The organism is Qipengyuania sp. SS22, from assembly GCF_025736935.1.
GTDB lineage: Bacteria > Pseudomonadota > Alphaproteobacteria > Sphingomonadales > Sphingomonadaceae > Qipengyuania.
Window position 1 is genome coordinate 1933056 of sequence record NZ_CP107048.1, and the last position, 21334, is coordinate 1954389.

At 65.7% G+C, this 21334-nt stretch carries 22 protein-coding genes; 5 read left to right on the forward strand and 17 right to left on the reverse strand.

Annotated features, from left to right (window positions below):
* Positions 1–113: 113 nt before the first annotated feature.
* The gene (locus tag N6L26_RS09660; RefSeq protein WP_263605373.1) at positions 114–2285 is read left to right on the forward strand and encodes a PQQ-dependent dehydrogenase, methanol/ethanol family; all 2172 of its coding nucleotides are present in this window, start codon (positions 114–116) and stop codon (positions 2283–2285) included.
* Here the strand turns inward: N6L26_RS09660 and purU are convergent, their stop codons facing one another.
* From purU to N6L26_RS09680, 4 genes are all read right to left on the reverse strand, one after another.
* A complete protein-coding gene (gene purU / locus N6L26_RS09665) occupies positions 2286–3140 on the reverse strand; it encodes a formyltetrahydrofolate deformylase (protein ID WP_263605374.1) in 855 nt (284 codons plus the stop codon). It abuts the gene before it with no gap.
* Between the two features lie 72 nt (positions 3141–3212).
* Positions 3213–3539 carry a hypothetical protein gene (locus N6L26_RS09670; RefSeq protein WP_263605375.1) on the reverse strand — a complete coding sequence of 109 codons (327 nt, stop codon included), beginning with the start codon at positions 3537–3539 and terminating at the stop codon, positions 3213–3215.
* Between the two features lies 1 nt (position 3540).
* Positions 3541–4557: an NAD(P)H-dependent flavin oxidoreductase gene (locus N6L26_RS09675; protein ID WP_263605376.1), complete on the reverse strand. Its 1017-nt coding sequence runs from the start codon at positions 4555–4557 to the stop codon at positions 3541–3543.
* Positions 4558–4598: 41 nt separating this feature from the next.
* On the reverse strand, positions 4599–5396 hold the full coding sequence (locus tag N6L26_RS09680; RefSeq protein ID WP_263605377.1) for a LytTR family DNA-binding domain-containing protein: 798 nt from the start codon (positions 5394–5396) through the stop codon (positions 4599–4601).
* Between the two features lie 160 nt (positions 5397–5556).
* Between N6L26_RS09680 and N6L26_RS09685 the strand changes: the two genes are divergently transcribed.
* Complete coding sequence (locus N6L26_RS09685; protein WP_263605378.1) at positions 5557–6093, forward strand: DUF2306 domain-containing protein; 537 nt, start codon at positions 5557–5559, stop codon at positions 6091–6093.
* 6 nt (positions 6094–6099) lie between these two features.
* Here the strand turns inward: N6L26_RS09685 and purT are convergent, their stop codons facing one another.
* Both purT and N6L26_RS09695 read right to left on the reverse strand, forming a co-directional pair.
* Positions 6100–7260, reverse strand: coding sequence for a formate-dependent phosphoribosylglycinamide formyltransferase (gene purT / locus N6L26_RS09690; RefSeq protein WP_263605379.1), 1161 nt, complete (start codon positions 7258–7260; stop codon positions 6100–6102).
* Complete coding sequence (locus N6L26_RS09695; protein ID WP_263605380.1) at positions 7257–8537, reverse strand: aspartate kinase; 1281 nt, start codon at positions 8535–8537, stop codon at positions 7257–7259. Before N6L26_RS09695 ends, purT begins: the two co-directional genes overlap by 4 nt.
* A gap of 53 nt (positions 8538–8590) precedes the next feature.
* On the opposite strand from N6L26_RS09695, the gene ubiG reads away from it, so the two are divergent.
* The gene (gene ubiG, locus N6L26_RS09700) at positions 8591–9349 is read left to right on the forward strand and encodes a bifunctional 2-polyprenyl-6-hydroxyphenol methylase/3-demethylubiquinol 3-O-methyltransferase UbiG (protein ID WP_263605381.1); all 759 of its coding nucleotides are present in this window, start codon (positions 8591–8593) and stop codon (positions 9347–9349) included.
* Here ubiG and N6L26_RS09705 read toward each other — a convergent pair.
* The 5 genes from N6L26_RS09705 to N6L26_RS09725 all read right to left on the reverse strand — a co-directional run bounded on the left by N6L26_RS09705 (position 9330) and on the right by N6L26_RS09725 (position 14538).
* Positions 9330–10364 carry a glycerophosphodiester phosphodiesterase family protein gene (locus N6L26_RS09705; protein ID WP_263605382.1) on the reverse strand — a complete coding sequence of 345 codons (1035 nt, stop codon included), beginning with the start codon at positions 10362–10364 and terminating at the stop codon, positions 9330–9332. The two genes, ubiG and N6L26_RS09705, sit on opposite strands and share 20 nt — an antisense overlap.
* Complete coding sequence (locus tag N6L26_RS09710) at positions 10343–10693, reverse strand: ArsC family reductase (RefSeq protein ID WP_263605383.1); 351 nt, start codon at positions 10691–10693, stop codon at positions 10343–10345. The genes N6L26_RS09705 and N6L26_RS09710 overlap by 22 nt, the downstream gene beginning before the upstream one ends.
* Before the next feature lie 95 nt (positions 10694–10788).
* Positions 10789–13116, reverse strand: a complete 2328-nt coding sequence (locus N6L26_RS09715) for a TonB-dependent receptor (RefSeq protein WP_263605384.1) — start codon at positions 13114–13116, stop codon at positions 10789–10791.
* A gap of 155 nt (positions 13117–13271) precedes the next feature.
* A complete protein-coding gene (ruvC, locus tag N6L26_RS09720; RefSeq protein ID WP_263605385.1) occupies positions 13272–13739 on the reverse strand; it encodes a crossover junction endodeoxyribonuclease RuvC in 468 nt (155 codons plus the stop codon).
* Between the two features lie 52 nt (positions 13740–13791).
* A complete protein-coding gene (locus N6L26_RS09725) occupies positions 13792–14538 on the reverse strand; it encodes a YebC/PmpR family DNA-binding transcriptional regulator (protein ID WP_263605386.1) in 747 nt (248 codons plus the stop codon).
* 140 nt (positions 14539–14678) lie between these two features.
* Here N6L26_RS09725 and N6L26_RS09730 point away from each other — a divergent pair, with 140 nt between their 5' ends.
* Positions 14679–15326: a type II CAAX prenyl endopeptidase Rce1 family protein gene (locus N6L26_RS09730; protein ID WP_263605387.1), complete on the forward strand. Its 648-nt coding sequence runs from the start codon at positions 14679–14681 to the stop codon at positions 15324–15326.
* A 1-nt stretch (position 15327) separates the two neighbouring features.
* On the opposite strand, the gene N6L26_RS09735 is transcribed toward N6L26_RS09730, so the two are convergent.
* The 3 genes from N6L26_RS09735 to N6L26_RS09745 all read right to left on the reverse strand — a co-directional run bounded on the left by N6L26_RS09735 (position 15328) and on the right by N6L26_RS09745 (position 16360).
* Positions 15328–15675 carry a heavy metal-binding domain-containing protein gene (locus tag N6L26_RS09735; RefSeq protein ID WP_263605388.1) on the reverse strand — a complete coding sequence of 116 codons (348 nt, stop codon included), beginning with the start codon at positions 15673–15675 and terminating at the stop codon, positions 15328–15330.
* A 52-nt stretch (positions 15676–15727) separates the two neighbouring features.
* Positions 15728–15964: a DUF2312 domain-containing protein gene (locus tag N6L26_RS09740; protein WP_050601763.1), complete on the reverse strand. Its 237-nt coding sequence runs from the start codon at positions 15962–15964 to the stop codon at positions 15728–15730.
* 81 nt (positions 15965–16045) lie between these two features.
* Positions 16046–16360, reverse strand: coding sequence for a DUF1244 domain-containing protein (locus N6L26_RS09745; RefSeq protein WP_263607286.1), 315 nt, complete (start codon positions 16358–16360; stop codon positions 16046–16048).
* Between the two features lie 49 nt (positions 16361–16409).
* On the opposite strand from N6L26_RS09745, the gene pyk reads away from it, so the two are divergent.
* On the forward strand, positions 16410–17876 hold the full coding sequence (pyk, locus tag N6L26_RS09750) for a pyruvate kinase (protein WP_263605389.1): 1467 nt from the start codon (positions 16410–16412) through the stop codon (positions 17874–17876).
* 43 nt (positions 17877–17919) lie between these two features.
* Here the strand turns inward: pyk and N6L26_RS09755 are convergent, their stop codons facing one another.
* The 3 genes from N6L26_RS09755 to gltX form a co-directional block, all read right to left on the reverse strand.
* Complete coding sequence (locus tag N6L26_RS09755; protein WP_263605390.1) at positions 17920–18219, reverse strand: hypothetical protein; 300 nt, start codon at positions 18217–18219, stop codon at positions 17920–17922.
* Between the two features lie 449 nt (positions 18220–18668).
* Positions 18669–19964, reverse strand: a complete 1296-nt coding sequence (locus N6L26_RS09760; RefSeq protein WP_263605391.1) for an NADH:flavin oxidoreductase/NADH oxidase family protein — start codon at positions 19962–19964, stop codon at positions 18669–18671.
* Positions 19965–19977: 13 nt separating this feature from the next.
* Positions 19978–21327 (reverse strand): glutamate--tRNA ligase, encoded by a 1350-nt coding sequence (gene gltX / locus N6L26_RS09765; protein WP_263605392.1) that lies wholly within the window; start codon positions 21325–21327, stop codon positions 19978–19980.
* Between the last annotated feature and the right edge of the window lie 7 nt (positions 21328–21334).

Sequence of the window (21334 nt, forward strand, 5' to 3'; positions counted from 1 at the left end):
GGTCGCATCCAATCGCCGCCGATCCTCGCAGGGCGCAGCCATATGGACAAGCCTGCCCATGCACGGCAGGATAGGTTTCATAGAGCGACGCAAATGTCGCCGGGGAGAGGATGATGCGACGGATCGGTTGGGCGGCAGTGGCCGTGCTGGGGTTTTGCGGGACGCTGGCTGGCTGCAACATGGGCGCTGCGGAAACGCCCGAGGGCGGGATCGACGCCGTCCGGCTGATCAATGCGGGCGACGACCCGGCCAACTGGATTACGCACGGCGGCGGCTATGCCGAACAGCGCTTCTCTCCGCTCGCGCAGATCGACCGCGACAGCGTGGGCGATCTCGGTCTCGCCTGGTTTTCCGACATGGACACCGCGCGTGGGCAGGAAGCGACCCCGCTGGTGATGGACGGCAAGCTCTATGTCACCAGCGCATGGAGCAAAGTCTTCGCCTTCGACGCCGCGACCGGCGAGGCACTGTGGAGCTACGATCCCGAAGTACCCGGCGAAACCGGGGTCAAGGCATGCTGCGACGTGGTCAATCGCGGGCTCGCCGCCTGGGGCGATCACCTGTTCCTCGGCACGCTCGACGGGCGGCTGGTCGCGCTCGACCGCGATACCGGCGCGGTGGCGTGGGAGAAGGTCACCGTCGACCAGGACAAGAGCTATACGATTACCGGCGCGCCGCGCGTAATCGACGGCAAGGTGCTGATCGGCAATGGCGGCGCTGAGTTCGGCGTGCGCGGCTATATCGCCGCCTACAGCGCCGACGACGGCGAGGAGCTGTGGCGCTTCTACACCGTTCCCGGCGACGAGGGTGACGACGCGCCCGAATATCTGAAGGACGCGGCAGAAACCTGGAGCGGCGATGTCCTGTCGAGCGAGACGGGCATTGGCGGCGGCGGGACGGTGTGGGATTCGATGGCCTACGATCCCGAACTGGACCTGCTCTATTTCGGCGTCGGCAACGGATCCCCGTGGAACCGGGCCTACCGCAGCCCCGGCCCCGACGGGCGCGGCGAAGGCGACAATCTCTACCTCTCCAGCATCGTCGCGATCCGCCCCGATACGGGCGAATATGTCTGGCATTACCAGACCACTCCGGGCGAGACCTGGGACTACACCGCCACGCAACACATCGTGCTGGCCGATATGGAGATCGACGGGCGCAGCCGGCAGGTGCTGATGCAGGCACCCAAGAACGGCTATTTCTACGTCCTCGACCGCGCGACGGGCGAATTCATTTCCGCCGAGCCCTATATCCCGCTCAACTGGTCCACCGGAATGAGCGCGGATGGCCGGCCGCAGATGAACCCCGAAACGCGGATCGACATTACCGGCCAGCCCGCGCTGGTGATGCCGGGGCCGCTGGGCGGCCACAACTGGCATCCGATGGCGTATCATCCGGGCGAAAACCTCGTTTACATCCCCGCCTTCGAAGCCGCGATGCTCTATGCCCCCGAAGCGGACTGGAAGCCCGACCGCGCGCGCGGGTTCAACATCGGCTTCGACCTGGGCGCGGGCGATTTGCCGCCCGACCTGGGCATCCGCCGCGAGGTGCAAGGCACGATCAAGGGCAAGCTGGTTGCATGGGACCCGGTGGCGCAGGAAGCACGCTGGAGCGTCGAACATCCCGGCCCGTGGAACGGCGGCCTGCTGGCGACCGGCGGCGGGCTTGTCTTCCAGGGCAATTCGGGCAGCGAGTTCGCGGCCTACAATTCGGCCAATGGCGAGCGGCTGTGGAGCTTCGCCGCGCAGACCGGCGTGGTCGCCCCGCCGATCACCTACACGGTGGACGGCGAACAATATGTCGCGGTGCTGGCCGGCTGGGGCGGTGCCTTCGCGCTGTCTGCCGATGGCGCGCTGATCGATAATATGCGCCCGGTGCGCAACATCAGCCGGTTGCTGGTCTTCAAGCTGGGCGGCACGGCGCAATTGCCCGCAGAACCCGACTTCACGCTGGCCGCGCTCGACCCGCCGCCGTCGCGTGCCAGCGCGGCAACCATTGCGCTGGGGGGCAGCAAATACGCTCGCTATTGCGCGGTCTGCCATGCGCCGGGAGCGGTCGGTTCGACCGAACTGCCCGACCTGCGCCGCTCGGGCGCGCTGGAAAACCGCGCGGCGTGGATGCAGATCGTCCATGGCGGCGCGCTGCAGGACAATGGCATGGCCAGCTTCGCCCCCTCGCTGTCCGAGGACGAGGTCGAGGCGATCCGCCAATATGTCATCAAGCGCGCCAATGAAGACAAGGCGATGGAGGCGGAGCGCGCCAAGACCCGCGTCACGCGGCGCTGATCAGCCCCTGAAGACCACGGTCCGCTGGCCGTTGAGCAGGACGCGCTCTTCCAGGTGGAGACGCACCGCTTCGGCGAGCACGCGGCTTTCGATGTCGCGGCCCTTGCGCACCAGCGCATCAGGCGTGTCGGCATGGCCGATGCTTTCGGCATCCTGGTGGATGATCGGGCCTTCATCGAGATCGCCGGTGACGTAATGCGCGCTCGCGCCGATCATCTTGACCCCGCGCTCATAGGCCTGGTGATAGGGCTTGGCGCCCTTGAAGCCGGGGAGGAAGCTGTGGTGGATATTGATGCAGCGGCCAGCAAAATGCGCCGCGTGTTCGTCCGACAGGATCTGCATATAGCGCGCCAGCACGATGAGTTCGGCACCGCTTTGCTCGGCAATCGCGCGCACCTGCGCTTCCTGCGCGGGTTTGGTGTCGCGGGTGATCGGCAAATGGTGGAACGGGACGTCGCCCAGATCGGTATGCTCGATCGCGGCGCGCGGATGGTTCGAGACGATAGCCACCGGGTCCATCGGCAGTTCGCCGATCCGCCAGCGATAGAGCAGGTCAGCCAAGCAGTGATCGAACTTGCTGACCATGATCAGCACACGCCGCGGGCGGTCGCGCAGCGACAGCTTCCACTCCATCGCGAACTCGCTCGCCAGCGGGGCGAACTCCGCGCGGAAGGCATCGCGCGAGATCGCGCCCGGATCGAATTCGACGCGCATGAAGAAGGCGTCGCTCATCCGGTCGTTGAACTGCTGCGCTTCGAGGATGTTGCCGCCGCGCTCGAACAGGAAGGAGGTGACGCGCGCGGTAATCCCGGGGCGATCGGCGCAGGACAGGGTCAGGACGAATGGGTCGGGCATGCGCCCTCATGTGCGACCCGCGCCCGCCCGCGCAAGCGCAAACGCGCTTGGCCCTGCGCAATACAGGCTTGATCAGTCGATCTCGAAGACCACCGTCTTCATGCCCGATTGGTGCAAGGCGCTTTCCACGACGTAGCGTTCGGATTCGTCGAGCGCGGTTTCGCACCCCACCACATGCGCGATCGGATCGCACAGCATGAAAGCCCTGTCCTCATGCGCGAGCTGGCGGATCGCGCGGACGATCGTGTCTTCCAGATAACGGGGTTCGGCGACTACCGAGGTCGCGTTCGAAAACTCGTGATTGGCGCGCTGGTCGGCAAAGGTGGCGGTGGCGCGATTGGTGACCTGCACGCGATCGCGATAGATGGCGACATCGAGGTCGAGCGGGCGATGGACCATGTCAGCGGCGCGCGAGCGCTGCTTCGCTTTGGGCCATCAGCTTGTCGATGATCGCGGCGACCGGTTCTTCTTCCTTGAGCATACCGACCGATTGCCCGGCCATGAGGCTGCCGCTTTCGACATCGCCGTCGATCACCGCGCGGCGCAATGCGCCCGCCCAGTAATGCTCGATCTGCAATTGCGCCTCGTTCATCGCGATCTCCTCGCGGTCTAGAACGCCGGCAACCTCGATCTGTTTCCGGGTAAACAACTCACTTCCCTTGTTTTTTAGCGCGCGGACCGGGATTACCGGCAGGCGCGGATCGACCTGCACGCTGGCCACCGCATCGCGGGCCGAAGCGCGGAAAAACGCCTTCTTGAAATCGGGATGCGCGATGCTTTCCTGCGCGCAGGCGAAGCGCGTGCCGAGCTGGACGCCCGCCGCACCCATTTCCAGATAGCCCGCGATCGCCTGGCCCCGGCCGATGCCGCCGGCAACAAAGATAAGGTGATCCTCGGCCAGTTCGGGCAGCATTTCCTGCGCCAACACGCTGGTCGACACGGGGCCGATATGGCCGCCGGCTTCCATCCCCTCGATTACCAGCGCATCCGCGCCCGAGCGCAGCAGCTTCTTGGCCAGCGCCAGTGTGGGGGCGAAACAGATCACCTTGGCGGGATTGTTGCCGCCCTTGATCGCCTCGACACTGCCCTTGGGCGGAATGCCGCCCGCCAGCACGACATGGCCCACTGCGTGTTTCTCGCATACCGCAATGAGGTCGAACAGATCGGGGTGCATGGTGATCAGGTTCACGCCGAAGGGCTTGTCGGTCAGCGCCTTGGTCGCGGCGATCTCGGCATCGAGCAGATCGGGGGTCATCGCCCCGCAGGCAATCACGCCGAAGCCGCCCGCATTGGAGATGGCGGATACGAGGCCGCGCTCGGAAACCCAGCTCATCGCGCCGCACAGGATCGCGGTTTCGCTGCCGAGGAATTCTGCGCCGCGCTGCATCAGGCCGGCCGTCTTGGGATATTTGCTCATTGCTGGGCGCTTACGGCGCGCGCTGCGCAACGGCAAGCGGCTTAGAACCAGCCCGCGCCGGCCAGCTCGGCCACCCGGCTGCGCGCGACCGGTGCCGCGATCCCGCGCGGCAGCACCAGCCGGACGCTACGCCCGTCACGCTCGACGCTCTCCACCGCATCGCGCGCCACCCACCAGCTGCGATGGACCTGCGCGCCGTCGATCCCGTCGAGCTCGCCCAGCGCATCGCGCAGGCGCAGCAGCACCAGATGCGACCCCAGCGCAGTATGCGCGCGGACATAATGGTCCTCCATCTCGAGCGCGATCAGGTCGGAGCCCAATTCGGCGGGGAGGCGCTGCAGGAAAGCGGGCCGCGGATCGTCTTGCCGGGCGGGTTGCGCAACCGGCGGCGTTTCGCTGGCTTGCGCAGGCCCATCCGCCTTGCTGCGCTCGAGCAGGTAGAACACCACGGTGATACAGGCCCCGATCACCAGCACGTTGAGATAGGCGAGCAATGCATCCTCGACCGTGGGTGCGGGGATCGGCCCGGGAAGGAATTCGATGATCCAGATCGCCACAGTCAACGGCACGGTGGCAAGCATGGTCAAGCCGATCCACAGCCCGACCTTGGGCAGTTGCAGCCGCACATGCAGCCACGCGACCAGCGGCGCCAGCGGACGATAGAAAGCATAGCCGACCCAGGCGAGCCCGACCCAGCTCACCATCCGCAACGCGAGCGGCGCTGCCGCCGTCCCGAACGGGCCGATGATCGCCAGGACCAGCCCGATCACGGTCATGATCGACAGGTCGATCACGAGCTTGCGGGCGATACGCGCGGAAGCGGGCTGGGGCTGGTCCATGGCAGTGCAGACTAGTGCCCGTTCGCGCTTCGTAAAGTGGCCAGGCGCCCGATTTGCGCCCCTTTTGCGAAGCGGGTGGCCCGTACGCGCATGTCCGCTTGCCCGCGATTGGCGCGCTGCCACCAAGGCAGATGCAACGACCCGTCATGGAGACCTACCGATGTTCGCACTCGCGCTTCCCGCCCCCTTCACTGCCCGCAAACCTTCCACTTTCGATATCGGCCCGGTCAGCCGCGCGCTGGTGACAATCGTCGGCACCGTGATGACGCTGCTGTGCGTGATCGCGATCGGTCGCGCGCTGGGCGGACTGACGCCCGAACTGCCGCGCCTGCGCAATTTGGCGATCGCGATCCATGTGGTGTCGGTGCTGCCCGCGATCCCGCTCGGCGCCTATGTCCTGCTGACGCGCAAGGGCGATGCGCGGCACAAGCAATTGGGCAAGATCTGGCTGGCGCTGATGCTGCTGACCGCGTTCTCGGCGATCTTCATCAAGACAAGTGGCAGTTTCGGCCCGATCCATGTCTTCGTGCCGCTGACGATCTTTTCCGCCTGGCGTTCGGTCGCGACCGCACGGCGCGGCGATATCGCCAGGCATAAGCGGCAGCTGGTGTTCACCTATCTCACCGGACTGGTCTTCCCCGGCCTCGCCGCATTCCTGCTGCCGGGCCGGCTGATGAACGTGATTCTGTTTGGCTGAGGTCGGCTAGTCGCCGTAGACGATCCGCACCTTATGCGCCGCCTCCCGCGCGGCGCGGCGGGCCTCGTCAGTGTCGCCCGCGGTCGCCAGCGCCACGCCCATGCGGCGATAGGGACGGCTGCTGGGCTTGGCGAAAATGCGGATGTCGGCATCCTCCGCCATCGCCTCGGCCAGCCCCTCATAAGCCAGCGCCTCACTGTCGCGCTCGGCGAGGATGACCGCGCTGGCAGCGGGGCGTGCGCGCAGGACGGGCGGGACCGGCAGCCCCATCACCGCGCGGGCATGCAGGTCGAATTCGGTGAGGTTCTGGCTGACCAGCGTGACCATGCCCGTATCGTGCGGGCGCGGGCTGAGCTCGGAAAAGATCACTTCCTCGCCCCTGACGAAGAACTCGACCCCGAACAAGCCAAAGCCGCCGAGGTCGTCGACCACGGTGCGCGCCATGTCCTGCGCCTTGGCAATCGCGGCATCGGTCATCGGCGTCGGTTGCCAGCTTTCCTGGTAATCGCCGCGTTCCTGCCGGTGGCCGATCGGCGGGCAGAAGCTGATCCCGTCCTTGTGGCGCACGGTCAGCAGCGTGATCTCGTAATCGAAATCGACGAATTGCTCGACGATCACGCGCTGGCGATCGCCGCGCATATTGGCGCAGGCATAGTCCCATGCCGCTTCGAGCCCGGCGTCCTCGCGAGCGGTCGACTGGCCCTTGCCCGATGACGACATGACCGGCTTGATCACGCAGGGCAGCCCGGTGTGTGCGGCCGCCGCCTTCACTTCCTCGAGGTTCTTGGCGTAGCGGTATTTCGAGGTCACGAGGCCAAGCTCGTTCGCCGCCCGATCGCGGATCGCATCGCGGTTCATGGTCAGCTGCGCCGCGCGCGCCGAGGGGACCACGGTGAAGCCTTCCTGCTCGAGTTCGGCGAGCACCGAAGTGCGGATCGCCTCGATTTCGGGGACGATGTAATCAGGCTGGTGCTTCTCCGCGACATGCCGCAGCGCTTCGCCATCGAGCATCGAGAGCACTTCGCGTGCATCGGCCAACTGCATGGCCGGCGCATCGTCATAGGCATCACAGGCCACGACATAGGCGCCAAGCCGCTTCGCCGAGATGACGAACTCGCGCCCCAGCTCGCCCGAACCGAGCAGCAGGATCCGGGCGGTGTGGCTCATGCCGCCTCGTCGGCAGCATCCAGCCCATAGGCGGTATGAAGCACGCGCACTGCCAGTTCGGTCTCGTCCTCGTCGATCAACACGCTGACCTTGATCTCGCTGGTGGTGATCGCCTGGATGTTGATCGCGCGGTCGGCCAGCGCCTTGAACATCGTGCTGGCGACACCCGCATGGCTTTTCATGCCGACGCCGACGACGCTGATCTTGGCGACCTTGCTGTCGGTGATCAGGCGGTTGTAGCCGATGTCGTCGCGCTTGTCCTCGAGCAGCGCCTGCGCGCGGGCGAGATCGGCCTGCGGCACGGTGAAGGTCACGTCGGTTTCGCCCTTGTCGCGGCCGACGTTCTGGATGATCATGTCGACATTGATGCTGGCCGCGGCGAGCGGTTCGAAGATATGTGCCACCGCGCCAGGCTTGTCGGGGACGCGGGTGAGGATCACCTTGGCCTCGTTCTTGTCATGCGCGATGCCGGTCACGTGCTGGCGTTCCATATCGCCCTTCTCCACCAGTGCGTTCATTTCTTCCTCCGACACGATCATCGTGCCGGGGTATTCGTCTGCGGGAACCGCGTCGTCGCCGACGAAGCTGGAGAGGACCTGCACGCGCACGCCCTCCTTCATCGCCAGCCCGACCGAGCGCGTCTGGAGCACCTTGGCCCCGACGCTGGCGAGTTCGAGCATTTCCTCATAGGTCACCGCGGTCTGCTTGCGCGCCTTGGCGACGATCCGCGGGTCGGTGGTATAGACACCGTCGACATCGGTATAGATGTCGCATCGATCGGCGCCGATTGCTGCAGCCACCGCCACTGCGGAAGTATCCGACCCGCCGCGGCCCAGCGTGGTCAGCCGGCCCTCGCCCGACAGGCCCTGGAAGCCGGGGATCACGGCAATCTCGCCGCGCTCCATGCTGGCGATCAGCGCGTCCGCATCGATGCTGTCGATCCGCGCCTTGGCATGCGCCTCGATCGTGTTGACCGGCATCTGCCAGCCAAGCCAGCTGCGCGCTTTGCAGCCAAGCGACTGCAGCGTCAGCGCCAGCAGCCCGCTGGTCACCTGTTCGCCGCTGGCGACCACGACGTCGTATTCCGCCGGGTCGTAGAGCGCATTGGCCTCGCGGCAGAAATTGACCAGCCGGTCGGTTTCGCCAGCCATGGCCGAAACGACCACCGCGACCTCGTGTCCGCGCGCCTGTTGTTTGCGCACGATGTTGGCCACGCGCCGGATACGCTCGGTCCCGGCCATCGAGGTGCCGCCAAATTTCATCACGATACGGGCCAAGCGTAGGGGTCTCCGTGCTGGAATGCGCGAGGTTAGGCTGCTAGCCAGAGGGCATGAGCGATGCAACCACACAGCCGCGTAGCAATACTTCAGGCGGTCAAACGATCCGCGCCGACGAAGCAGCGCATTTCGGCCGGTTGGCCAAGGACTGGTGGGATCCCAAGGGGTCCTCGGCCATGCTCCACCGGCTCAATCCCGTGCGGCTGCAATTCCTGCGCGAGGCGATCGACCTGCACTGGGCGGGCGACATCGAGGGGCGCCATCCGCTCGCGGGCAAAACCGCGCTCGACGTGGGCTGCGGTGCCGGCTTGCTGTGCGAACCGCTGGCGCGGCTGGGGGCGGACGTCACGGGCGTCGATGCCGCGCCCGAGAACACCGCGGCGGCGGCAGTGCATGCCGAAGGCGCGGGGCTCGATATCCGCTATATCGCGGACGAGATCGGCGCGTTGGATATCGGTGACTTCGACCTGGTCACCGCGATGGAAGTGATCGAGCATGTCGCCGACAAACGCGCCTTCGTGGCAGCGCTGGCCTGCCGGCTGGCGTCCGGCGGGCTGATGGTGCTGTCGACTCCCAACCGCACCCCGCAATCGCGCCTGCTGATGATCGGCGCGGCCGAAGGCATCGGTTTGATCCCCAAGGGCACGCATCACTGGGACGATTTCATCACCCCCGAGGAACTGGGCGAATTGCTCGACGACGCGGGCCTCGACATGGGGACCCCGCGCGGGATCGGCTTTTCACCCGCCAAGGGGCTGCATCTGTCCGGCGACCTGTCGCTGAACTATATCGTCACCGCCCGAGCGCGCTAATCACCAGCGCGGGGTCATCGGTGAAGACACCGTCGGCCCCCGTCGCCACGACCATTCCCACCAGCGCCGCCAGATCGCCCGGCGCGCTTTCCATCGTGCCCCGGCGGAGCGCGGCTGGCAGGAACGCGTTCTCCTTGCGCAGCGTCCACGGGTGGACTTGCAGCCCCGCGGCATGCGCATCGGTGATGAGCGCGGTCGGACTTCCATCCGCAGCGAGAACATGGCCCAGATAGGGGCCGATACCATCGGCATAGGTGGCGACTTCCGCCAGCCCCGTCGGAGTCGTGATCTCGGCCCAGCTCATCACAGGTTCGTCATAGGGGCCGCCAGTGGGAGCGATCAGCAACACCAGCGGGGTCTCGACCAGCGCGTCCAGCCGCTGCAACGGGCCGATTTCGAACGCCTGCACGAAGACCCGGTCATCGGCGTCGTCGAGATCGGCCTTGCGCAGCGCGGTGACGAGCAGGTCCACCGTGTCGATCCCCTCTTCCTGCAGCAGCCAGGTGGGATGCTTGAGCTCGGGATATATCCCGATCGCGCGGCCCGTCTCGGCTTCCTTCGCGCGCACCAGCGTTAGGATCTCCTCGAAGGTCGGGATCTGGTAGAGCCCGTCGAACCGCGCATTGTCCGGGCGCAATCCGGGTAGCCGCTCCTTCACGCGCAGGCTGCGCAATTCGGCCAGCGTGAAATCCTCGGCGAACCAGCCGGTCACCAGCTGTCCCTCGATCGTCTTGGAGCGCTTGCGATCGGCAAACTCCTCGCGCGTCCCGACATCGGTCGTCTCGCCGATCTCGGTTTCGTGCCGCGCGACCAGATGCATGTCCTTGGTCGCGACCAGGTCGGGCTCGATATAGTCCGCCCCTTGGTCGATCGCGCGTTCATAGGCGGCCAGCGTATGCTCGGGGCGTTCGCCGCTGGCGCCGCGATGCGCGATGACAAGGAAATCCTCGGGCGCGGACGCGGTCGCCGGGACAGCGGCGAGCGCCGCGAGGATCAGGAGAAGTGCGCGGACCATTCGTCTTCCTTGAAACCGACCAGCAGGGCCCCGCCGTCTTCGACGATCGGGCGTTTGATCATCGACGGATTGTCTTGCAGCAATCTGACGGCCTTCGCCGCATCGACATCGGCCTTGTCGGCATCGGGCAGCTTGCGCCAGGTGGTCCCGCGGCGGTTGAGCACGATATCGACGCCCGCAGCCTCGATCCAGGCGGCAAGTTTGGCCGGATCGGCGCCCTGCTTCTTATAGTCGTGAAACGCGTAATCGACGCCCTGTGCATCAAGCCATTTGCGCGCCTTCTTGACCGTGTCGCAATTGGGAATGCCGTAGAGGATAGTGTCAGTCACTGATCTGCCCGCTTTTCGTTGGAACGCGCCTCGCTAACGGCTTGCGCAGCGCTTGAACAGGCCGCCGGGGTGCGAACCCCGGCGGCCCTTGCGGATCAGTCGCCGAAGCGCGCGGTCAGCTGCACGCCGAAGAAGCGCGGTTCCGCCGGGATGAAGGTCGGGATGCCGAAGGCGCCGCCGGTATTGCCCGCATCGAGCAGATATTCTTCGTCGAAGGCGTTGCGGATGAATCCGGCGATCTCGTAGCGGTCATCGGCGAAGCTCACCCCCGCGCGGGCATTCACCAGCGTGACCGGGCCTTGCGAGGTCAGTTCGCTATTGGGCACTTCAAAGTAGATTCGGCTGCGATGTGTGATGCTGGGCGTGGCGAACAACCTTGTCCCGCCGCCCAGCGGGTAGTCGACCGTGAAGCCCGCCGCCGCCTGCCATTCGGGCTGCAGACGGAAACGCGCACCCGAAAATTCGGGCGCGAAGCTGTTATCCTCGTCGATCCCGCCATCGATATAACCGACATTGCCGAAGAAGCTCAGCCAGTCGGTCGCCTCGACCGCGATTTCGGCCTCGACCCCGAGATTGGATGCCGATCCCGCGCTCTGGGTGATGAAACCGCCGGTCGGATTGCCATTGTCGTCGAGCTCCTCGACCGAGACCTGGAAGTTGTCATAGACCTGGTAATAGACACCCAGCGAACCCGAAACGCCGCCGCTGGCGAGCTTGATGCCGCCCTCGTAATTCCACACCGTTTCTTCGGGCACCAACTGCAGCGCGATCGACTGCTGCACCACCGGCGAGCGGCGCCCCTTGGAGACGGTGGCGAAGACGTTCACATCGGGGGTGATGCGATAGAGCACGTTGAAACGCGGCAGCCACGCATCGAAGCTCTCTTCACCGGTGAAGGTCTCGCGATTGGTATCGACCTGCCCCGGGATCAGCGGTGCGCCGGAAAGCACTGCATCGGGCACCACGGTGCGATAGGCCGAGCTGCGGTCTTCCGAGATATAGCGCAGGCCCGCCGTCAGCTCGAGCGAGTCGCTGGCGAGGAAGGTGACATCGGCGAAGACCGAATAGCTGTCGTTCTGGCCCTGATTCTCGAACAGCGAGGCATAGGGGATGGCTGTGGCCGCGCCGCCCGTCACTAGCGCTGTGACTCCGGTGGCGGGCACGCTGCCATCGGGGGCGACACAGGGAACGCCCGGGACCAGCGGCGCGCCGAACAGCGTGGTCAGGCACTGCAGGAAGGTGCCTTCCTCGGTCGCGAAGGGGACGTTCTGCAAGCCGTCTTCGGTAAAGTAGTTCCACCCGAACGACCCGCGTAGGTTGGACCCGGCATAGCTGAAGCGGCCTTCATGGCTGAACTGATGGCCCTGCGCGATCTCGGCGAATTCGAGGAACGGCGCCGCCGAACCGTCGGCATCGAACACCTCTGCGCTGTCGAACTCGCGATAGCCATTGACCGTGGTGAAGGTCCAGTCGTCGGCAAACTGATATTCGGCAGTCAGATTCACATCGTACACTTCGCGGTCCAGACCGAGCTGGTCATCGCCCAGCGCAGCAGCCCCGGCCGGATAGCCGCCCAGATTGGCATCCTCGAAGGCATTGCCCGCACCGCCCGGAGCGCCTGCGAAAGCGGGGAGCGTGCCCGAAATAAACGGCGTGCCACCATTGCGCTGCTGATCATACGTGCCGATCAGGTCGATCGTCAGGTCACTGGTCGGCGTATAGCGCAGCGAGGCGCGCACCCCGAGCTGGTCCTGCGCATAAAGCTCTTCTTCCTGGTTCGGGCTGAGGTTTTCGACATAACCATCGCGTGTGCGCCATTCGAAGGCGACCCGGCCCGCCAGCACATCCGAGCCGGCATTGAGGAAGCCGCCGAGCAGCGTCTGGTCGAAATTGCCGTAACCGCCGGTGATCTCGCCCGAGAAACCTTCGCGCGGGCGCGCCGAGATGAGACTGATCGCGCCGACCGCAGAAGCGGTGCCGAACAGCGTTGCCTGCGGGCCCTTGATCACTTCGACGCGTTCGAGATCGTAGATCGTCTGGTACGAACCGCGCGAGCGCGAGATATCGACGCCGTTATAATAGAGCGTGACACGCGGCCCCTGCTGCGACGAACCGGAATCCGAGGTGATCCCGCGGATCACGATGCCGGGATTGTTGGCGCTCTGCTCCTGAATGTTGAGCCCGGGGACGTAGTTCGACAGCTCGTCGAGGTCGGAAACACCGAGGTCCTCGATGCGTTCGCCGGTCACCGCCGAGATCGTGATCGGCACATCCTGCGCGCGCTGCTCGATCTTCTGCGAGGTGACGATAATCGTATTGCCCGTGACGATGGCGTCGGGTTCGGGCTGCCCCTGCGCCAGCAGCGGAGCGGGAACGAGAGCAATGGAAGCAAGCAAGGCGCTGCGAAGAGCTGGAAATGTCATGAAAGGCCCCTGGGTCGTTGGACTGGATTGCAACGCGCCCTAGCCTCGCCCTGTGACACACCGGCGGCGAAAGTCTTTCAATTATAAGAAGGAATTGGGACCGCCATTGGACATCGGGCGACCGCGCACCCGGTCGGGGCAGCCGAAAGCGGCGACTAGGCCAGATGCGCGTCGGCGATCGCCACGGCCAGCGCATCGGCGGCATCCGCCCCCGCAATCTGCGCACCCGGCAACAGCACCTTGAGCATCGCCTGCACCTGCGTCTTGTCCGCCGCGCCGGTGCCGACAACGGCCTTCTTGACCAGCCGTGCGGCGTGTTCGTTCACTGCCAGCCCCGCCGTCCCGCAGGCCGCCAGCACGCAGCCGCGCGCCTGCGCCAGCTTCAAAGTCGATTGCGGGTTCTTGTTGACGAAAACCTCTTCCGCCGCAGCGCGGTCGGGCCGGTGCGTGGCGATGACCTCCGCCAGCGCTGCCTGCAAACCCGCCAGCCGCTGCGCCATCGGCGCCTTCGCATCGGTCGGCACCTGGCCATTGGCAACATGCGCAATCCGCGATCCCTCGGCGCGGATGACGCCCCAGCCGGTACAGCTGAGCGAAGGGTCGAGGCCGAGAATAAGCGTCATCGACCCGTGCCGCAGGATGTCCGCCGGGACCGGAGGCGCACCCCGCGAAGGCTCATCCCTCGAGCTTATCCATCACCTCGTCGGAGATGTCGTAATTGCCCCACACGGTCTGGACATCGTCATCATCGTCGAGCGCGTCGATCAGCTTGAGCAGCGTGCTCGCGGTCTTTTCGTCCATGTCGACGGTGAGGTTGGGCTTCCACGCCAGCTTGACCGTTTCGGCCTCGCCCAGCGCCTTCTCGAGATCGGCGGCAACCTGGTGGAGGTCTTCGGCGGCGGTCCAGATCTCGTGGCCGTCATCGCTCGAGGCGATATCTTCCGCGCCCGCTTCCATCGCCGCTTCGAGGACCTTTTCCTCGCCACCCGCCTCGGCGGGATAGAAGATGAAGCCGAGCCGGTCGAAGCCATGCGCGACGCTGCCCTCGGTACCGAGATTGCCGCCGTTCTTGCTGAAGGCGGTGCGTACGGCGGTGGCGGTGCGGTTGCGGTTGTCGGTCAGCGCTTCGACGATGATCGCGCTGCCACCCGGGCCATAGCCTTCGTAGCGCACTTCTTCGTAGCTCTCGCCGTCCTGCGCGCTGGCCTTGTCGATCGCGCGCTGGATATTGTCCTTGGGCATCGACTGCGCTTTGGCGGCATTGACCGCCAGCCGCAGGCGCGGGTTCATGTCGGGATCGGGCATGCCCATTTTGGCCGCGACGGTGATTTCGCGGCTGAGCTTGGAAAACATCGCGCTGCGCTTCTTGTCCTGCGCGCCCTTGCGATGCATGATGTTCTTGAATTTGGAATGACCGGCCATGGTTTCGCTTTGCGTAGCTAAAATGGTTGGAATCAGAGGGTCGCCTTAGCCTCATGCACGCCGCAACGACAAGCCTTGCGCCCGCGAATTCGATGCGCGGCGAATGGACGCAATTCGCCGCTTTCCTAAAGCGGCCAACCTTGCCCGCACGCGCGCCGATGCCGCGGCTGGCGAGCCTCGGTGCCGTATGGCGGCTGTTCGTGCTCGATCTGGCGGTGATGGGCGCGTTGCTCGGGATTGCCGGGCTGGTCATGGCGACCGGTATCACCATGCCCGAAACCGCATTAGCGGGGATCGAAATCGGTCCGGCGGTGGTGTTCGCGGTGGTGGTCTTCGCTCCACTGGTGGAAGAGATCGCGTTTCGCGGCTGGCTGTCGGGTCGGCCTGGCCATGTGCTGGCGCTGATCGTCCTGCTGGGCGCCGCATTTGCCGCCATCGCGCTGAGCGGTAGCGGGACGATCTACGCTGCGCTCGTCGGGGGAGCCGGGGCGCTGGCCGCGCTGGCGATCCTCTTCGCGCTGCGCAGGCGGCCCGCCATGGGCTGGTTCGCGCGCTTCTTTCCCGTATGGTTCTGGCTGAGCACGCTGGCTTTTGCGAGCGTCCATCTGTTCAATTTCCCTGCCGAGGACATGGCAATGGCGCTGCCGCTGGTCCTGCCGCAATTCGCGACCGGGACCATGCTCGGCTATCTGCGCGTCCACTACGGCCTATGGGCCAGCGTGCTGCTGCACCTATTGCACAATGGCGCGTTCATTTCGCTGGTGCTGCTGGCGGGCAGCGCGGGCTAGCTCAGATCTTCACTGCGGTACCGCTGGCGCTGACCATCAGCATCGAGCCGGTGTCACCGATGACCTCGTAATCGAGATCGACCCCGACCACCGCATTGCCGCCGAGCGCACCGCATTCGGCCTGTACTTCCTGGATCGCCTGTTCGCGCGCGTCGCGCAGGATGCGCTCGTAACTGCCCGAACGCCCGCCGACGATATCGCGGATATTGGCGAACAGGTCGCGGAAGAGGTTGGCGCCCACGATCACCTCGCCGGTGACGATGCCGAGATAATCCTGGATCGGCCGCCCTTCGATGGTCGGCGTGGTCGTCACGATGATCCCGCGGGCATCTTTCCAGGGGCTGGGCATGTCCTCATTCTCCTCCAGGTGTATTATGAATGTAGGGCACGCTCCGTCGGAATCAACCCATGCCGAGAGCGGCCTTGTAGGTGTCGAGGATGGTTTCCTGTTCGCTGCGCTCGTCGGGCTTCATCTTCCGCAGGCGGATGATCTGCCGCATGATCTTGGTGTCGTAGCCCACCGCCTTCGATTCCGCGTAAACGTCGCGAATGTCGTCGGCGATGCCCTTCTTCTCTTCCTCGAGGCGCTCGATACGCTCGATCAGCAGGCGCAGGCGGTCGTCGGTGGCTTCGGCCATGGTCGGGTGTACTCCGGTAAAATGAGAATCGGTTGACGGCTCGATAGCCAGCCAGCCTGCGCGGGTGAAGGCGGCGACTCGTTACTCCACGCGATTTTTCGCGACGCTCGCTTCCATGAGCGCCAATTGCTCTTCGGTCGCGGGCGTCTGCCGGGTGGCCTTCCATTCATCCTGCGGCATGCCGTGGATCAGCTCGCGCGCGGCCAGCTTGTCGCCTTCGAACCCCGCCTCGCGGATCCAGTCGGCGAGGCAATTGCGGCAGAAGCCCGCCAGCCCCATCATCTCGATGTTCTGCGCGTCGTGGCGATGACGCAAATGGCGCACCAGCCGGCGGAACGCTGCCGCCGCTACGGCATCGGGCAAATCGTCAAGCGGGTCGCGTGCATTCGTTATCATGATCGTATGGTCCTTGCTTTGTCGCACACCGCTGCCATAGGCGATGTCCATGGCCAACCCCGCTCCCAAGCTCGATCCGCGCGGCCGCAAGGTCAAGATCCTCGCCACCGTCGGTCCGGCAAGCCGTTCGCCAGAAATGCTCGCCCGCCTGTTCAAGGCCGGGGTCGACGCCTTCCGCGTCAATATGAGCCATGGCGAACATGCCGACCATGCGCAGACGATCGAGACGATCCGCGCGCTGGAAAAGCAGTTCCGGCGCCCGATCGCGATCCTTGCCGATCTGCAGGGTCCCAAGCTGCGCGTGGGCAAGTTCAAGGACGGGCAGGCGGTGATCCGCCACTCGGGCCATTTCACGCTCGACCGCAATCCCGAGCCGGGCGACGAAACCCGCGTCGAACTGCCGCATCCCGAACTGTTCGGCCTGCTCGAAAAAGGGCAGCGGCTGCTGATCAACGACGGCAAGATCCGTCTCAGGGTAATCAGCGCGGATGCGGACACAATCCACTGTTCGGCCGAAGTCGGCGGGGTGATCTCCGACCGCAAGGGCGTCAATGTGCCCGATGCCGAAGTGCCGATCCCCGCGCTGACCGACAAGGACCGCAAGGACTTGGCTTTTGCAGTGGCAAAGGGGGTCGACTGGATCGGCCTCAGCTTCGTCCAGCGCCCCGAGGATCTGGCCGAAGCGCGCCGGTTGATGGGCGGGCAGGCCTCGCTCTGCGCCAAGATCGAGAAACCCAATGCGGTAAGCCGCCTGGCCGAGATCATCGAGGCATCGGACGGGATCATGGTTGCGCGCGGCGATCTGGGGGTCGAGCTGGAACCGCAGGAAGTCCCGCCGCTGCAGAAGCGGATCGTCAACGAGACGCGTCTCAAGGGCAAGCCGGTGATCGTGGCGACGCAGATGCTCGAAAGCATGATCGAAAGCCCCGCCCCGACCCGCGCCGAGGTCTCCGACGTCGCCAATGCGGTCTATGACGGCGCCGATTGCGTCATGCTCTCGGCCGAAACCGCCGCGGGCGACTGGCCCGAGGAAGCGGTGACGATCATGCACAAGATCGCGCGCCAGGTGGAACGCGACGAGGCCTATATCGAACGCGTGCGCCTGCTCGACACGCCGCCCGATTCGACCACTGCCGATGCGCTCGCACATGCCTGCATGACCGTGGCCGACACGGTGCCGGTCAGCGCGATCACGGTCTTCACCGGGTCCGGCTCGACTGCAAGGCGCGTGGCGCGCGAACGCCCCAGCGTGCCCATGCTGGTGTTGACGCCCAGCATGAGGACCGCGCGCCGGCTGGGCCTGCTGTGGGGCGCGCATGCGGTGGCGACCAAGGATATCGGCAGCTTCGAAGAGATGATCGCCAAGGGCAAGCGCATGGCGCTGCGTCATGGCTTTGCCGAGGCGGGCAGCAAGCTGATCGCGCTTGCCGGGGTCCCCTTCGGCACGCCGGGATCGACCAACCTGCTCCATGTCGTCACCATCAGCGGCGACGAACTGGACAAGCACGACGACTAACCGCGGCTGGCAGGCGCGTTCTGCCCCCACCAGCCGCATCGGCTCAACCGCCGAGCGCGAGAAAGGCGATCACCCCCAGCGACAAGATGCTGCCGAGGATGATCGCAGCCAGTTCGACCGCGCCCAGTCGGTCGATATGCTCGGACCGGAAAGCGCGGTATTGCTGGCGTAGCTCATCCTTGCTCGACAGGCTGGCGACTTCGAAGGCCGAAGCTTCCTTGGTGAACCAGCGTTTGAGATCGGCCAGTTCGGTTTCGGCGATCTCGGGATAACGCAGCAGCAGTGCCTCGATCTGGTCGAAGCGATCGTGGACGGCGGTGGCGCCGTCGGTGGAACGTGTCATGGTATATATCCTGTCTGAAACGGAAAGACGCGCCGGTCGCGGGCGCGTGGCGGTTCAGATCAGGTGCGGGGGTCCGCGAGCGTCGGCGATCGACTGGGGCGGTGGCCGCCGCGGTGGGCCGCGAACACGATGTGCCGCCCAGCGCTGGAGTGAGATCGGCCCTGCATCGAGCGCGAGCGGGGGACGTGTCCGTGCAAGGGCCGCATAGGTTTTCGGACAGGGGGCTGCGACGGTGCAGACCAGCCCCGCCTCCCCTTCACGCGGCGGGAGCGTAACCTCTGCAGTTGCAGCACTGAACACCGGGCCGCGACCGCGGTCGAGGGATATCGGCTGATGCGGCAAGGCCTGCGCACACAGGACCGCCAGCAACAGCGCGACGCACGCGCGCAAGGGCCATCGGTAGAGTGCAGCAAGCATGATGGCGGAGAGTTAGGCGTAGCGCCTGCCCGCTACAAGAGCGCGGCCCGTTCCTTCATGATGCGCTTGCTGCGCGCATCGACCAGCCGGAACGCCTTGAACACGGGAAAGCCGCGGTCGGTGCGGCCTTCGTGGCCGAGCAGCCAGAGCTGCTGGTAGAACCAGTAGATCCCCGCGAAACCGCTGATCGCCTTCACCACGCCGAACCGCTTGAGGAAGCCAAGCCACCCGGGCAGAAGCTCAAGGCTGTCTTCGTAGCGCGCCAGTTCGTCGGCACCCTTCAGCAGCTGCGCGGGCGCATCGGTGTCGACGCAGAGCGGGCGGCCCAGCCCGATCACATCCGCCGCCCCGCTGCCGAGCGCCTGTTCCATCGCGGCGCGGGTGCGGAAGCCCCCGGTGACCATCAGCGGGACCGAAACCTCGGCCTGCATCGCCTTGGCAAAATCGACGAAATAGGCTTCGCGCGCAGCGGTTGAGGGCGCGACCTGCGGCGCCTCTTCGGCTTCCTGCCCGGCGACACCCAGCAGTTTGGGCTGTTCGTAGGTGCCGCCCGAAATCTCGATCAGGTCGACCGATGCGGCCTCGAGCCACTGGACCACTTGCAGGCTGTCGGTGAAATCGAACCCGCCCTTCTGGAAATCGGCGCTGTTGAGCTTGACCGAGACGGGGAAGCCCGGCCCCACTGCCGCGCGCACTGCGGCGACGATCTCGAGGAGGAACCGCGCGCGGTTCTCCAGGCTGCCGCCATATTCGTCGGTCCGCCGGTTCACCCGCGGGGAGAGGAATTGCGAGACGAGATAGCCATGCGCACCGTGCACCTGCACGCCGGTAAAGTCCGCATCCTTGCACGCACGCGCGGCCAGCGCCCAGCGCTCGACCAGATCGGCGATTTCCGTCTTGGTCAGCGGCGTCGGCTTGCCGAATTGCCCGCCGGGCAGCGCCACCGCGACATCGGAGGAAGACTTGGGATGCGCATTGACCACTTTCTGCGTCTGGCGCCCGCCATGGCTGATCTGCGCCCAGAAATGGTTGCCCTGCCGCGTCGCCGCAGTTGCCCAGCGGGCCAGCCGCGCCTGCATGTCGGCATCGGGTTCGCGGTCGATCACCACATTGCCGGGCCGTTCGAGATGGTCCGCATCGACGATGATATTGCCCGACAGAAGCATGCCCGACCCGCCATCGGCCCACAGGCCGTACAGCCGCTCGAGTTCGGGCGTGGGGCGCCCGTCGGGGGTGGCCAGCCCTTCGGTCATCGCCGCCTTCGCCAGCCGATTGGGCAGCACGGCGCCGCACGGCAATGTCAGTTCGGATGCCAAAGTTACGGCCATGATCGCGTTTCCCCTACCCCTGCGCGGCTTGCTCCAGCCGCTCGCGTGCGCGCGTCTCTCCGATCAGCGGCAGCAATTCCCCCATGTCGGGCCCATGGTCCATCCCCGTCAAGGCCTGACGCAGCGGGAGGAACAGCGGCTTGCCCTTGCGGCCGGTGGCTTCCTTCAGCGTGGCAGTGAGTGCGCGCCAGGGATCGTCTCCCCATGCAAGGCTCCGCGCAGCCTCGGCCAGATAGGCGCGGTCTTCTTCCGAGAACGGACGGGTATCGATCGGACCGGTCACGAGCTGCCACCATTCTGCGGCCTCGGAAACATATGCCAGATTGGGCCGGATCGCGTGCCACCCGGCTTCGTCCATACCTTCGGGCAAGCGCTGGGCGACCGCGGCATAGTCCATCTGGTGGACAAGGGCGGCGTTGATCCGTTCGAGCTCGGCATCGTCGAACCGGGCGGGAGCGCGGCCGAAGGTGGCAAGGTCGAAGCTTGCCAGCAGCACTGCGCGATCCGCGATCGGCTCGACCGGCAGCGAAGTGCCCAGCCGCGCCAGCAGCGCGACGATCGCCTGCGGTTCGAACCCGCGCTTGCGAAACGCATCGCAGCCGAGCGAGCCGAGCCGTTTGGAGAGCTTGCCCTCCGCCCCGACCAGCAGCGCCTCATGCGCGAATTGCGGCATCTGCCCTGCACCATCCTGTGCCGCGATCAGCGCGGTGAACATCTGGATCTGCACCGCGGTATTGCTGACATGATCCTCGCCGCGCAGCACCTGCGTGATACCCATGTCGAGATCGTCGACTGCACTGGGCAGCATGTAGAGCCAACTGCCGTCGGCCCGGCGGATAACCGGGTCGGACAATTGCGCGGGATCGAATTTCTGCGGTCCGCGCACGCCATCGTCCCAGGTGATCGGCGCGGTGTGATCGAGCTGGAAACGCCAGTGCGGGGCGATGCCCTCGGCTTCCTTGGCGGCGCGCTCGGCTTCGCCCAGTTCCAGAGCCCCGCGATCGTAGATCGGCGGCAACCCCCGCCCAAGACGAATCTTGCGCTTGAGTTCGAGCTCCTGCTGCGTCTCGTAACAGGGATAGACGCGGCCCGCCTCGCGCAATGCCGCAAAGGCGCGCTCGTAAAGCGCAAGCCGCTGCGACTGGCGGGCCTCGCCATCGGGGGTCAAGCCCAGCCATTCGAGGTCGGTGCGGATCGCCTCCACATAGTCCTCGCGGCTGCGCTCGGCATCGGTATCGTCGATACGCAGCAGGAAGCGTCCACCGGTCTGCTTGGCGAGCATCCAGTTGTGCAGCGCAGTGCGGATATTGCCGACATGGAGCCGCCCGGTGGGCGACGGGGCGAAGCGGGTGACATGGGTCATGCGCGCG